At 60.5% G+C, this 13408-nt stretch carries 14 protein-coding genes; 10 read left to right on the top strand and 4 right to left on the bottom strand.

Going from position 1 to position 13408, the window contains the following annotated elements:
- Positions 1-455: 455 nt before the first annotated feature.
- From PF66_RS15225 to PF66_RS15210, 4 genes are all read left to right on the top strand, one after another.
- Positions 456-2060 (top strand): tetratricopeptide repeat-containing response regulator, encoded by a 1605-nt coding sequence (locus PF66_RS15225; protein WP_054057110.1) that lies wholly within the window; start codon positions 456-458, stop codon positions 2058-2060.
- On the top strand, positions 2057-2749 hold the full coding sequence (locus PF66_RS15220) for a sensor histidine kinase (RefSeq protein ID WP_054063114.1): 693 nt from the start codon (positions 2057-2059) through the stop codon (positions 2747-2749). The genes PF66_RS15225 and PF66_RS15220 overlap by 4 nt, the downstream gene beginning before the upstream one ends.
- Positions 2750-2950: 201 nt before the next feature.
- Positions 2951-4192: a glutamine synthetase family protein gene (locus PF66_RS15215; RefSeq protein WP_192842660.1), complete on the top strand. Its 1242-nt coding sequence runs from the start codon at positions 2951-2953 to the stop codon at positions 4190-4192.
- 70 nt (positions 4193-4262) lie between these two features.
- Positions 4263-5630: an MFS transporter gene (locus PF66_RS15210; protein ID WP_054063113.1), complete on the top strand. Its 1368-nt coding sequence runs from the start codon at positions 4263-4265 to the stop codon at positions 5628-5630.
- Positions 5631-5700: 70 nt separating this feature from the next.
- Here the strand turns inward: PF66_RS15210 and PF66_RS15205 are convergent, their stop codons facing one another.
- The 4 genes from PF66_RS15205 to flgA form a co-directional block, all read right to left on the bottom strand.
- Entirely contained in the window at positions 5701-6444 is a 744-nt protein-coding gene (locus PF66_RS15205; protein ID WP_054057114.1) for a flagellar brake protein, read from the bottom strand.
- Between the two features lie 96 nt (positions 6445-6540).
- On the bottom strand, positions 6541-7008 hold the full coding sequence (locus PF66_RS15200; protein ID WP_054057115.1) for a flagella synthesis protein FlgN: 468 nt from the start codon (positions 7006-7008) through the stop codon (positions 6541-6543).
- 48 nt (positions 7009-7056) lie between these two features.
- Positions 7057-7377, bottom strand: coding sequence for a flagellar biosynthesis anti-sigma factor FlgM (gene flgM, locus PF66_RS15195; protein ID WP_054057116.1), 321 nt, complete (start codon positions 7375-7377; stop codon positions 7057-7059).
- A gap of 168 nt (positions 7378-7545) precedes the next feature.
- Positions 7546-8307, bottom strand: coding sequence for a flagellar basal body P-ring formation chaperone FlgA (gene flgA / locus PF66_RS15190; protein ID WP_054057117.1), 762 nt, complete (start codon positions 8305-8307; stop codon positions 7546-7548).
- Between the two features lie 80 nt (positions 8308-8387).
- Here flgA and PF66_RS15185 point away from each other — a divergent pair, with 80 nt between their 5' ends.
- From PF66_RS15185 to flgE, 6 genes are all read left to right on the top strand, one after another.
- Complete coding sequence (locus PF66_RS15185) at positions 8388-9314, top strand: chemotaxis protein CheV (protein WP_054057118.1); 927 nt, start codon at positions 8388-8390, stop codon at positions 9312-9314.
- 52 nt (positions 9315-9366) lie between these two features.
- Entirely contained in the window at positions 9367-10194 is an 828-nt protein-coding gene (cheR, locus tag PF66_RS15180; RefSeq protein ID WP_054057119.1) for a protein-glutamate O-methyltransferase CheR, read from the top strand.
- 239 nt (positions 10195-10433) lie between these two features.
- Complete coding sequence (gene flgB / locus PF66_RS15175) at positions 10434-10841, top strand: flagellar basal body rod protein FlgB (protein ID WP_054057120.1); 408 nt, start codon at positions 10434-10436, stop codon at positions 10839-10841.
- A gap of 3 nt (positions 10842-10844) precedes the next feature.
- Complete coding sequence (gene flgC, locus PF66_RS15170) at positions 10845-11288, top strand: flagellar basal body rod protein FlgC (RefSeq protein ID WP_054057121.1); 444 nt, start codon at positions 10845-10847, stop codon at positions 11286-11288.
- A gap of 15 nt (positions 11289-11303) precedes the next feature.
- The gene (locus PF66_RS15165; protein ID WP_054057122.1) at positions 11304-12044 is read left to right on the top strand and encodes a flagellar hook assembly protein FlgD; all 741 of its coding nucleotides are present in this window, start codon (positions 11304-11306) and stop codon (positions 12042-12044) included.
- 32 nt (positions 12045-12076) lie between these two features.
- Positions 12077-13405, top strand: coding sequence for a flagellar hook protein FlgE (flgE, locus tag PF66_RS15160; protein ID WP_054057123.1), 1329 nt, complete (start codon positions 12077-12079; stop codon positions 13403-13405).
- The last annotated feature ends 3 nt before the right edge of the window (positions 13406-13408 follow it).

Here is a 13408-nt window from a genome sequence, read left to right as displayed (position 1 = left end):
CAGGTAGGGGTTTTGTCTTTTCAGCGGTTGAGAATCTCCCAAGGCTGCCAGCCAGCCCTGCGTTTGCTCTGGCCACCAGTCGGCATCGGGTCCGCCGCCGCCTGAGAGAGCCGTGTGTCGGATGAAGCTCAGCAGCCCTACATGCTTTTTTTTCCTTCGATACCGGGCAACCCTCAGGTTTGGCCAACTGCGGGCGATATCCTGACTAGCGATGGCTATGAGTTGCGCAAGGGGCCTTGTGTCTTGCGTCACTTGATGGAAAGCACCACCTGTACATCGGCTACCCTTGGATTGAATATCAGGCCGGGGCCACTCAATGCGATGACAGGTTGGTGTAAAATCGATTAGTGGCAGTTTGCCTTTAGTTATTATCTGCTCGCGAAAGCGACAGTGAAGTGGGTCCGTGCTTGCAATAGCCTTCGGGCCCTCTTCTATTTCCCATGACAGGAATCTCGATGCTGGCGTATCACCAAAAAAGCTTTCTGATCGTCGACGATTTCTCCGATTTTCGCAGTTCAGTCAGGTCCATGCTGCGGGAGTTGGGCGTCAAGGAAGTGGACACCGCCGACACCGGAGAACAGGCGTTGCGCATGTGCGCGCAGAAGCGCTACGACTTCATCCTGCACGATTACCACCTTGGCGATGGCCGCAAGAATGGTCAGCAGGTTCTCGAAGACCTGATGGTCGACAAGCTGATCAGCCATGAAAGCATCTTTGTCATGGTCACCGCCGAAAGCAGCCAGGCCATGGTCCTCAGTGCCCTGGAGCACGAGCCTGACGCCTATCTGACCAAACCGTTCAACCGCGCCAGCCTGGCCCAGCGCCTGGAAAAGCTGGTCCAGCGCAAGAACCTGCTCAAGCCGATCATGCAGGCGCTCGACCGTGACAAACCGGCCGAAGTGTTGGCCGCCTGTACCCGGCTCACCCAGCAGGACACCCGTTTCGCCCCGCTGTGTCTGCGTTATCGTGCCGATGCAATGCGTGCCCTCGGCCAGAATGAGCCGCTGGAACGCTTCCTCAATGGCATCCTCAATGATCGCCCGCTGCCATGGGCTTATGCCATGCTGGGGCAACTGCTCTACAAGCGTGGTCAGATGACTCAGGCCAAGGAATTGTACGAAACCGCACTCAAGGCATTCCCGATGATGCCAGCCCTCTACGACGGGCTCGCCGATGTGCTGGTCCAGCAGGGGGAAACCCGACGTGCCCAGAGCGTGCTGGAAGAGGCCGTGCGCCTGTCTCCATTGGCCGTACGTCGGCAGTCATTGCTGGGCAAGCTGGCCTTGGCCAACGAGGATTTCGAGGGGGCTTCCCGGGCCTATCGCCAGGCTGTCGCCCAGGGCGAGCAATCGCGTTACAAGGATCCGGAAAGCAATCTGGGCCTGGCTCACGCGTTGATCAGCAAGGGCAGCGAGCGTGGGCTGGACACACGTACGCGGCTGGAGATCAACCAGACACTCAGCACAGTCGCCAAGGAAAACGCCAACGATCCAGGGTTGCAGGTGCGTGCCCGGCTGATGAAGGCCACCAGCCTGCTGCTCAACGATGCCGAAACCGCCGACAAGCTCACCGAGCAGGCGATGGCACGCCTGGAGGGTATGGAGAACTTTCTGAGTGCCGACGCCGCCTTGCTGGTGGCCAAGCAACTGCAGCAACTGGGGCAGGCCGAGGCCGGTGCCTCGATGCTCAAGAACTGCGTGGAGATCTATGGTGACGACCCGGCGGTGATGAAAGGCATCGCCAAGCTGACCGATGACCCGGAGATCCTCGGCAGCGGCAAGGCCGCCATCGACCTCAACGTCCAAGGCGTGCGCAGCTACAAGAGCGGCAACCTGGAGGAAGCGCAGGCACTGTTCCGCAAGGCGCTGGCCCTGCAGCCGAAAAATATCAGTATCGCCCTCAATGCTGCGCAGGCCCTGCTGGTGACCGCCCAGAAGACTTCCGATGCGGCAATCCTCGAAGAGTGCCGGGCCTGCCTGAAAATGGTCGGCAAGATGCCGGACAGCGATCCACGTTATGAGAGGTATCAGAAATTGCGCAGCCGGGCGTTTGGCGAATGAGCGACAAGGACCAGGGGCTGGATTTCTCCACGGTGATCGCCTCGACCGTGCATGACATGAAAAACTCGCTGGCGATGCTGATCCAGGCCCACGGCCAGTGGCAGAGCCACCTGCCCGCGGCGCAGCGGGAGAACCCCGAGCGTGCGGTGATCGAGTATGAGTTCGCGCACCTCAACAGCATGCTGGTGCAGTTGCTGGGGTTGTACAAGCTGGGCGTCAACCAGTTGCCGTTGCGTCCCGATTATCACGACATGGATGACTTCATTGGCGCGCAACTGGCGTGCCGTCAGGAGGTCCTGAACAGTCGTGGCATCGTTGCCAGTTATGAAGTCGACGACTTCAGCCCGCTGGGCTTTTTCGATCGCGAGCTGATCGGTTCGGTGGTGGGCAATATCGTCACCAATGCCATTCGTTTCGCTTGCCATGCCTTGCTGATCAATGTCCGCGAGGAAAACGAGCAACTGGTGCTGAGCATCAATGACGATGGTCCCGGTTTCCCGGCGCAGATGCTCGAACGCCAGGTGGACTATGTACAGGGCATCAATCCGACCACGGGCAGTACCGGCCTGGGCCTGTATTTCGCCGCAAGGATCGCTGCGTTGCACGAGCGCAACGGCGTACGCGGGCGTATCGAACTCAGCAACGGCGGTACCCTGGGTGGTGCGCTGTTCAGTCTCTATCTTCCCTGAGTCAGGCTTTTTCCTCGTCCCTGCTTGAAATCCCGAACAGCTGGTGCGTATTTTGTACGGGGCGCCGTTCGCGGCTTCTATAAAAACAAGGATTGAGTCATGACTAGCGAAGGCCAGAACTCGCTCGCGCAGCGATTGACCGGCATTGATGAGATTGAATGTGTCACGCCTGACCTCAATGGCGTGCCGCGGGGCAAGGTGATGACCGCCGAGGGTTTCCTGGAGGGGCGACGTTTGCAACTGGCGCGCGGGGTGCTGCTGCAGTGCATCATGGGCGGCTATCCACCGGCGCGTTTCTACGGCAGCGATGATGGCGACCTGGCCCTGACTGCCGACCCGCGGCAGATCCACCGCCTGCCGTGGAGTCAGCAACCCCGTGCATTGGCGATCTGTGACGCGGACGAATTGACCGGGGAAAGCTCCTGTCTGTCGACCCGTGGCCAGCTCAAGGCGATCATCGCCCGCTATGCGGCACGTGGCCTGGCACCAGTGGTGGCGACCGAACTGGAGTTCTTCGTCTTCGCGCCCAATACCGATCCGACTCAGCCGTTCCAGCCGCCTGTCGGCCTCGATGGGCGGCGCGAGGAGGGGCATTCGGCCTTCAGCGTCAGTTCCAACAATGGTTTGCGGCCGTTCTTCAGCGAGGTCTATGCAAGCATGGCGGCGCTGGGCCTGCCGCGCGATACCTTCATGCACGAGATGGGCGTCAGCCAGTTCGAGATCAACCTGTTGCACGGTGATCCGCTGTTGTTGGCCGACCAGACCTTCCTGTTCAAGCATCTGCTCAAGGAAGTGGCGCTCAAGCATGGCCTGAGCGTGGTATGCATGGCCAAGCCGTTGGCGAAGACCCCGGGCAGTTCGATGCATATCCACCAGAGCCTGGTGGACATCGGCAGCGGGAAAAATGTCTTCAGTGATGCCGCCGGCGAGCCTACCGCGATGTTTCATCATTTCATCGGCGGGCAGCAGGCGTGCATGGCGGATTTCACTGCGCTGTTCGCGCCGAACGTCAACTCCTACCAGCGCCTGTGCCATCCGTATGCGTCGCCCAACAACGCCTGCTGGTCCCATGACAACCGCGCGGCCGGCCTGCGGATTCCGGCCAGTTCGCCCGTGGCACGGCGTGTGGAAAACCGCCTGCCGGGAGCGGATGCCAACCCGTACCTGGCGATTGCGGCCAGCCTAGCCGCGGGCCTTTACGGTATCGAGCATGAGCTGGAGCCGACGCCGGCCATCCAGGGCGAGTTCGAGGTGCCGGACGCCCTGTCGCTGCCATGCACCCTGCACGCGGCACTGGAGCGCCTCAAGCGCAGCCAGCTGGCCAGGGAGCTGTTCGGCAGCGAGTTCATCGAAGGCTATATCGCGTCGAAAACCATGGAGCTGACCAGCTTCCTCGATGAAATCAGCCCCTGGGAACGCCGTGTTCTGGCGGCCCAGGCTTAGACGTAACTCCCGCTTCGGGCTATCTTCCGCGTAGCCCGAAACCTCATTCAAAGAGCCGTCAGGAACGTCAATGCGCCAAATCTGGAAATCCTTTAGAGCGCTTTATTTTGCCTCGCTGATGATGCTGATCGGTTCGGGCCTTCTGAGTACCTACCTTGCCCTGCGTCTGGCGGCCGACCATGTCGACGGCCTGTGGGTGGGCGCCCTGATGGCGGCCAACTACTTCGGCCTGGTGCTGGGCGGCAAGATCGGCCACCGGCTGATCGCCCGTGTCGGGCACATCCGCGCCTATGCCACATGTGCCGGGATCGTCGGTGCGGCGGTGCTGGGCCATGGACTGGTCAACTGGTTGCCGGCCTGGCTGTTGCTGCGGATGATCGTCGGCCTCGGAATGATGTGCCAGTACATGGTCATCGAGAGTTGGCTCAACGAACAGGCCGAGGCCAGGCAGCGTGGCGTGGTCTTCAGTGGCTACATGATCGCGTCCTATCTCGGACTGGTGCTTGGGCAACTGATCCTGGTCATGCATCCTGCCCTCGGTCCCGAGTTGCTGATGCTGGTCGCACTGTGCTTCGCATTGTGCCTGGTGCCGGTGGCCATGACCCGGCGGATTCACCCGGCCCCCTTGCATCCGGCGCCGCTGGAGCCGCGTTTCTTCATGAAGCGTGTGCCGCAGTCGCTGACCACGGTGCTGGGCGCGGGGATCATCGTCGGCTCGTTCTACGGTCTGGCGCCGCTCTACGCTTCCCAGCAGGGGCTTTCCACCGAGCAGGTCGGTCTGTTCATGGGGAGTTGCATCTTTGCCGGCTTTCTCGTGCAGTGGCCCCTGGGCTGGCTTTCCGACCGCTATGACCGGGCGGTGCTGATCCGCAGTGTCGCCATGCTGTTGATGCTGACGTCCCTGCCGCTGGCGATATTCTCCACGGCTCCATTGGAGGTGCTGTTCGTCGTCGGGTTCATGGTGTCGTTGCTGCAGTTCTGTCTGTATCCGTTGGCGGTGGCGTTCTCCAACGACCATATCGAGGGGGATCGGCGGGTCTCGCTGACCGCCATGCTGCTGGTGACCTATGGCGTCGGCGCGAGCATCGGGCCGCTGGCGGCGGGCGTGCTGATGAAGCTGTTCGGCAGCCAGATGCTCTATGCGTTCTTCAGCTTCTTCGCGCTCATCCTGGTGCTGCGCATCCGACCCAAGGCGGTGACCAATCTGCATCAGGTCGAGGATGCGCCGTTGCAGCACGTGGTCATGCCGGAGGCCATGTCGCCCCTCGGCGCGGCGCTCGACCCGCGGGTCGACGAACAGGTGGTGCTGGACCAGATGTGCGACAACCCGGCGGCAGCGCCATCGGTCGCGGATGTCGCGTCCACCGAGCCGGCGGCAGAGGCTGTTGCCGAAGTGGACGAGTCCGACCCTGAGCCGGCGCATAAGTCGAGCAACTGACAGTGTCGATAAAAAAACGGGCCACCTTCATCAGGTGGCCCGTTTTTTGTGGGTGAAGGCAGCGTCAGACTCAGTAGTCGTCGTCCTTGTCGAAACGCCGTGCTTCACGTTGCAGTTGGTAGACGAAGCGCTCGACCTGGCGTTGTACCAGGCCGCTCATGTTGTGGAAGCGTACGCCGGCGAAGGTGGTGTTGATCCTTTCCTCGAAGTGCAGATGGCGCAGTTCCACCGGAGCGGTCATGGGGCCGAAGGGCAGGGCGGCGATAAAACGCTCGTAGACCTGGCCCAGTTGCAGGCGATCGGAAATATCGCCGTCGAAGCGCAGCTTGCAGCCGCTGGCGGAGATATCCAGCAGTTTGCCGTTGATCGGTGCCTTGAGCTTGTCGCCACCCAGTTCGATGTTGACCAGTGCGGTGAGTTTCAGGGCGGCGCGGAAGGCGTTGCGACGCTGATGGTAGACCACCTCGGCCGGCATCGAGCCACGGTAGCAACCGTTGGTCTCGTCGACGGTCATTGGCTGGGGTTGTTCCCAGGTGATGCGTACACCGTCGTGGAAGCCTTCGACGCGGAACGGTTCACCCGCTGCCAGGAAGCGTTCACCGTCGCGTGGCATCATTTCGTCCAGGGCCAGAGTGCCCGCATCCCGGTCGACATCGATCACGAAACTCTGGAAACGCTGGCTGCGTTCATGGAACGTGATGATCAACGGGTCATGGCTATCCTGCAGCATCCGCAGGTTGGCGGAAATTTCCAGAGGCGTGGTTAGCACCTTCGGTGGCTGCGGAGCATCATCCGCGCTTGGGGCATTGGACACGGTTCATCAATCTCCAGACAAAATACGACTACACGCAAAAGCCAGCATTTTGCCAGCATGTTACGCGCCTTGAACAGAGCGCGCAGCAGTTTGGGTTCAAGCCTGACTCAGCGGGCGTTGCTTCGCAAGCCTCGCCGTCGAGCCGCGGGCATCATAAAGTGCGGGAGGCTCGCCGCCGGTCAGGATCTTCAACTGGTTTGCGGTCGTCGCTTGCTGAACCTGGATGTTGCGCCCATTGAGTTCATTGGCGGCCTGGCAATCGGCCAGGATGCGGGTGAGTTCTTCGCTCTGGCTCAGCAGTTCGCCGCCCACGCTCGACTGTGCCGCCAGTTGTTCCAGGCCGGAGCGGTTGGCGGGCAGGTTGAGACTGGCGAGAATCTGGCTGCGCTTGCGGCCATGCTGTTCCAGCAGAATGATCAGCGCCTGCTTGCGCGCCAGAATATCTTCCAGCTCGACCATGTTGCGACCATGGAGCGCCAGGGACTCGGCGCGCAACAGCTCGAGCAGATCTTGAGCTGGAGCAAAATCTTCGGTGATCAGTTGCAGTAGAGTGGTGTCTTGCATGGCTGGCCTTGGGTTTTAAGCGTCCAAAAGCCTCGCGCCGGCAGGTGCCTAGCGCTGGGCTTCGAAGTTGAGCAGTTTGCTGGCGACGCGGTTGCTGTCGACCTTGTAGCTGCCATCCGCGATCGCCTGTTTCAACTCGGCCACACGGGCGCTGTTGACTACGGGCTGCTGCTGCAGCTTGTCAGTGATCTTTTGCAACTGCTGAGCCTCATTGCTGAGGTGTACCGATTCCCCGCTCTGGCCGACCGCTTCGGTCTGGCTGTTCACCGCCGAGGATTTGCCGCTGCTGTCGGCTTCCTTGTTGGCGCTGGTGCGCGTGCTGCCTGTCAATGACGGGGCGTTATTCAAACGACTGAAATCGATGACCATGATAAAAAACCTCTGGGTATTTGGACGCTTGCCTTGTTTTCGGCCATACCCGGAAAAACTTTAGCCTCATCTGAAAATGAGTCTGCATCTAGGCTGTAGCCCTGTCTGGGCCACAGTTTAGGAAAAGTGGCGGCCTGGCGCCAGTGAATGCGAGGTGGCCTTATCGATCTATAAAGCCACCTCTACCTGGCCGGGGGCGGTGACGCGAGCCTTGATGACCCGCTGCGAATTGAGGTTCTTGATCCGGATCTGCTCGTTCAGGCCGCCGTTGGAGAGGGCTTCGCCCGGCATCTTGACCACCAGGCCGCCGCTCGTTGCGCTGATGACCACCTGATCGCCCTTGCGCACCACTTCCGCCTGTTCCAGGTGGACCAGGGTGACGACCTGGTCCATGACCATTGGTCGGACAAGTTTCTGCCCGATGGCCTGGTCCGGTGACGTCAGGAAGCCCTGGTTGATCAGGCTGATATCCCGCTCGCGCAACGCCACGTCGCCTGGCTCGATGATCCCGGCGCGCTTGAGCGGACGGGTGGTCACCACCACATCGCGATACAACTTGACCTGGGCCGGGACGAACACGGTCCATGGCGAGCTGCCTTCGCAGCGGATTTTCACCGTGACCCGGCCGATCGGTGTCGCCGGGCTTTCCAGGCTGGCTGTCAATTCCTTGTCGCAGGCGGCCATGCGCAGGCGCGGGTCCAGCTGGTTGACCTGGATCTCGTAGCGCCCTTCGGTTTGACTGGTGGCCAGATAGTCTTCTACCGTGAACTCAAGAAAGCCTTGGGTCACGCCGATAAGCTGATCAGGCAGGGTCGCCGATTCCGCAAGAGCAGGGTTGCTCGGGTTCAGGCAGCATAAAACGGACACCACCGCGAGCAATCTGCGGTACTGTGATGTCAGGCGTCGAAAAAATGTCGTTTGTGCTTTCATAACGGTATAAAAAGCAAGGCTCGTGCCGTTTGTTCCTGAGTGGGCGTCGGATGATGAGGCTTTGATCAGAGAGGGCAGTCATGGCTGGTGTGATGGATTCGGTGAACCAGCGTACGCAACTGGTGGGGCAGAATCGCCTTGAGCTGCTGTTGTTCCGTCTCGACGGCCAGCAGCTCTACGGGATCAACGTATTCAAGGTGCGCGAGGTGCTGCAATGCCCCAAGCTGACCTTGATGCCCAAGTCCAATCCGGTGGTGTGCGGTGTGGCGAACATTCGTGGGGCTACCATCCCGATCCTCGATCTGGCGATGGCCACGGGGGCCGGTGCACTCAAGGATCAGAGTAATCCGTTCGTGATCATTACGGAGTACAACACCAAGACCCAGGGGTTTTTGGTGAAGTCGGTGGAGCGCATCGTCAACATGAACTGGGAAGAGATCCATCCGCCACCCAAGGGGACCGGGCGCGATCACTATCTGACGGCGGTGACGCGCATCGACAACCAGTTGGTGGAAATCATCGATGTGGAGAAGATCCTCGCCGAGGTTTCGCCCATGTCCGAATCGGTTTCCCTGGGCGTGGTGGATGTCGAGACGCAGACCAAGGCGGTGTCCTTGCGGGTGCTCACGGTCGACGACTCGTCGGTGGCGCGCAAGCAGGTCACGCGTTGCCTGCAGACGGTCGGCGTCGAGGTGGTGGCGCTGAACGACGGCCGGCAGGCGCTGGACTATCTGCGCAAGCTGGTCGAGGAGGGCAAGAAGCCGGAGGAGGAATTCCTGATGATGATCTCCGACATTGAAATGCCGGAAATGGACGGCTATACCCTCACTGCTGAGATTCGCAGCGATCCGCGGATGCAAAAGCTGCACATCACTCTGCATACTTCCCTGTCAGGGGTATTCAACCAGGCGATGGTGAAGAAGGTCGGTGCCGATGACTTCCTTGCCAAGTTCCGACCTGATGACCTGGCGGCCCGGGTGGTTGACCGGATCAAGGCTGCAGGATAACAGCCGGGGACCCGTGTCCCCGGCGGTACAGACGATTTAAGAGGCGGCATCATTGTCTACGGGTAATTTGGATTTCGAACAGTTCCGGGTCTTCCTGGAAAAGGCCTGTGGCATTCTGCTCGGTGAAAACAAGCAATATCTGGTTTCCAGCCGTCTCAACAAGCTGATGGAGCAGAATGGCATCAAATCCCTGGGCGAACTGGTCCAGAGGATCCAGAGCCAGCCACGCAGCGGCTTGCGTGAACAGGTGGTGGATGCCATGACGACCAACGAAACCCTGTGGTTTCGTGACACCTATCCGTTTGAGGTGCTCAAGAACAAGGTCTTGCCGGAAGCGATCAAGGCCAGCCCTGGCCAGCGCCTGCGGATCTGGTCGGCTGCTTGTTCATCGGGGCAGGAGCCCTACTCGATCTCGATGTCGATCGACGAGTTCGAACGGACCAACATGGGCCAGTTGAAGGCCGGGGCGCAGATTGTCGCCACCGACCTGTCGAGCCTGATGCTGACCAACTGCAAGACCGGCGAGTACGACAGCCTGGCGATTGGCCGCGGCCTGTCGCCCGAGCGCCTGCAGCGCTACTTCGATGCCAAGGGGCCGGGTCGCTGGGCGGTCAAGGCACCGATCCGCAACCGGGTCGAGTTCCGCTCGTTCAACCTGCTGGACAGCTATGCCAGCCTGGGCAAGTTCGACATCGTGTTTTGCCGCAACGTGCTGATCTACTTCTCCGCCGAGGTGAAGAAGGACATCCTGATGCGCATCCACGGCAGCCTCAAGCCGGGCGGTTACCTGTTCCTGGGGGCGTCCGAAGCCCTCAACGGCCTGCCGGACCACTACCAGATGGTGCAATGCAGTCCGGGCATCATCTACAAGGCCAAGTAGCCAATCGTTCAATACCCCCGGCGGGAGCTCAAAAGGCTCCCGCTTTTTTTTGCCGCCAGTCTTGCCGCTTTGCTGGCGCTCGGCGGAAATGCCTTGCCGCTTTTCTGGCATTGCCGGCGGCAGTTATCCGGCAAGGCCTTGATTTACGGGCTTTGAGAAAATTGGCATGGGGCTTGCTAAAGCTCTGTCAACGAAAAACCTGTTCCGACGATCAGGTCAACTCTCGAAGGTTTCCCGACATGAGCATCAGTTTCGACAAAGCGCTCGGCATCCACGAACAGGCCCTGAGCTTCCGTGCCCAGCGTGCCGAAGTCCTGGCCAACAACATCGCCAACGCCGATACCCCGAACTACAAGGCCCGGGACATGGACTTTTCCTCCGTGCTCGCCGAGCAGAGCGAAAAGGCCAGGAATGGCACCTTCGCGCTCAACACCACCAACAGCCGCCATATCGAAGCCCAGGGGCTGAGCAATGGCGACGCGGCATTGCAGTACCGCACCCCGATGCAGCCGTCGATCGACCAGAACACCGTGGATGCGCAGATCGAGCAATCGAACTACGCCCAGAACGCAGTCGACTTCCAGGCCAGCTTCACCCTGCTCAACAGTAAATTCAAAGGGCTGGTATCGGCCCTGCGTGGAGAGTAAGCCATGTCCCTTGCCAGCGTTTTCAATATTGCCGGTAGCGGCATGAGTGCCCAGACCACTCGGCTGAACACCGTCGCCAGTAACATCGCCAACGCCGAGACCGTCTCGTCGAGCATCGACAAGACCTACCGGGCGCGCCACCCGGTGTTCGCCACCATGTTCCAGAACAGCCAGGCCGGCGGCAGCAATTCGCTGTTCGAGGACCAGAACGCCGCGGGCCAGGGCGTGCAGGTGCTGGGTGTGGTCGAGGACCAGAGCAACCTGGAAGCGCGCTACGAGCCGAACCATCCGGCGGCCGACGCCAAGGGGTATGTCTACTACCCGAACGTCAACGTCGTCGAGGAAATGGCCGACATGATCTCCGCCAGCCGTTCGTTCCAGACCAACGCGGAAATGATGAACACCGCCAAGACCATGATGCAGAAGGTCCTGACCCTCGGTCAGTGATAAGGGGCGACAGACATGAGCGTTACCGACTCCACCAGCACCTCTTCGACTCTGAACGACATTCTTGCGGCGTCCAACGCCAAACTGACGAACAAGACCAGTACCGACTCGCTGGGCAATGCCATCAGCAGCGCATCCGGGGGCCAGACCCTGGGCAAGGACGCGTTCCTGAAGCTGCTGGTGACCCAGTTGAAGAACCAGAACCCGCTGGACCCGCAGGACAACAGCGCCTTCGTTGCGCAGTTGGCCCAGTTCAGCAGCCTGGAAGGCATCACCACGCTCAACAGCAGCGTCAACAACATCGCCAGCGCGTTCCAGTCGTCCCAGGCGCTGCAGGCGTCGTCGCTGGTCGGTCGTTCGGTCATCGTGCCGACCGGCAAGGCGGTGGTCGATACCAGCAAGAGCTTTACCGGCACCGCGGTCGTGACCGGTGCCACCGACAAAACCACGCTCAAGATCAGCGACTCCACCGGGAAAGTGGTCCGTACCATCGACCTGGGGGCCCAGACCGCGGCCGGTAACGTGCCCTTCGTCTGGGATGGCAAGGATGACTCCGGGACCCTGTTGTCCAGTGGCACCTACAGCTTCAGTGCGACCGCCAACCTCAAGGGCTCTGCGGACTCGACGGCGCTGGTCACCAACCTGCCGGCGACTGTCAGCAGCGTGAGCCTGTCGCAGAACGGCGGTGAAATGATGCTCAACCTGGCGGGCGTGGGCAGTATCGCTCTGTCCAAAGTCCAGACCATTGGCCTGTAAGAGCCGACCAACGCGAAACAAAGGAGAGAAGCATGTCTTTTAATATCGGTTTGAGCGGTCTCAACGCGGCCCAGAAACAGCTCGACGTCACCGGCAACAACATCGCCAACGTCAACACCACCGGCTTCAAGTCGTCCCGTGCGGAATTCGAAGACGTCTATTCGGCGACCAAGCTCGGTGTATCGTCCAAGACCATCGGCAACGGTGTGCGCCTGGCCAACGTTTCGCAGAACTTCGGCAACGGTGGCATGAACGTCACCGGCAACGCGCTGGACCTCGGTATCCAGGGCAACGGCTTTTTCACCCTGAGCGACAACGGCTCGCTGATGTACACCCGCGCCGGTACCTTCAAGACCGACAAGGACGGCTACGTCACCAACTCCGATGGTACTGCGCGCCTGCAGGGCTTCGCTGCCGACTCCAATGGCAACATCATTCCGGGCGTGCTGACCGACCTGCGTATCGACGTGTCGAACCTGCCGCCACAGACCACCACCAAGATTGGTGCGACGATCAACCTGGACTCCAAGGAGGCTGTGATCAATCAGGCAACCACTCCGTTTGATCCGTCGAACCCTGCGAGCTATAGCGAGCCATTCAGCTCTGACATCTACGATACCCAGGGCAACAAGCACTCGCTGGACCAGTATGTGGTCAAGACCAGTGCCAACACCTGGAACGTCTATACGCTGATTGACGGGCGTAACCCGAATGGTACTGCTGCTACCGTTGGCACTGTTCCACCGACTGTCCCACCAGCGGCGACCGATCCGGTTCCCGTGGCGATGGTCTTCGACTCCTCTGGCAAGCTGACTTCCATCGGCGGCACCGCCGGCAAGACCAACATCACCATTACCGGTTGGGTTCCTGGTACGGTGACCAATGGTGTATGGGCAGCCAACGGCGCAAGTGCCAACCCGGCCGGTATCCTTACCGACTGGTCGAAAACCACCCAGTTCAATGCTGACACCTCCCGTGCAGCCATCATCAGCGACGGTTACGCCACCGGCCAGATCACCGACATCAGCATCGATGGTACCGGCATCATTTTCGCCAACTTCAGCAACAACCAGCACAAGGCCATCGGCCAGGTGGCGATCGCCAGCTTCACCAACGAGCAGGGCCTGCAGCCTTCGGGCGGGACCAACTGGAAGCAGACCTTCGCTTCCGGCCAGCCCGCCTATGACGGCGGTGAAGTCGGCACCAACGGCTCGATCGTTTCCGGCTCCCTGGAGGGTTCCAACGTCGAACTGACCAATGAACTGGTGGACCTGATCAAGGGCCAGAGCTACTACCAGGCCAACGCCAAGACCATCTCCACCCAGAGCACCATCATGCAGACCATCATCCAGATGACCTGATGG

Origin of the sequence: Pseudomonas asplenii, assembly GCF_001293465.1 — a bacterium.
Classification (GTDB): Bacteria; Pseudomonadota; Gammaproteobacteria; order Pseudomonadales; family Pseudomonadaceae; genus Aquipseudomonas; species Aquipseudomonas fuscovaginae_B.
Note: the sequence above shows the minus strand (reverse complement) of the source record. Positions and strands in the feature narration are given on the sequence as shown.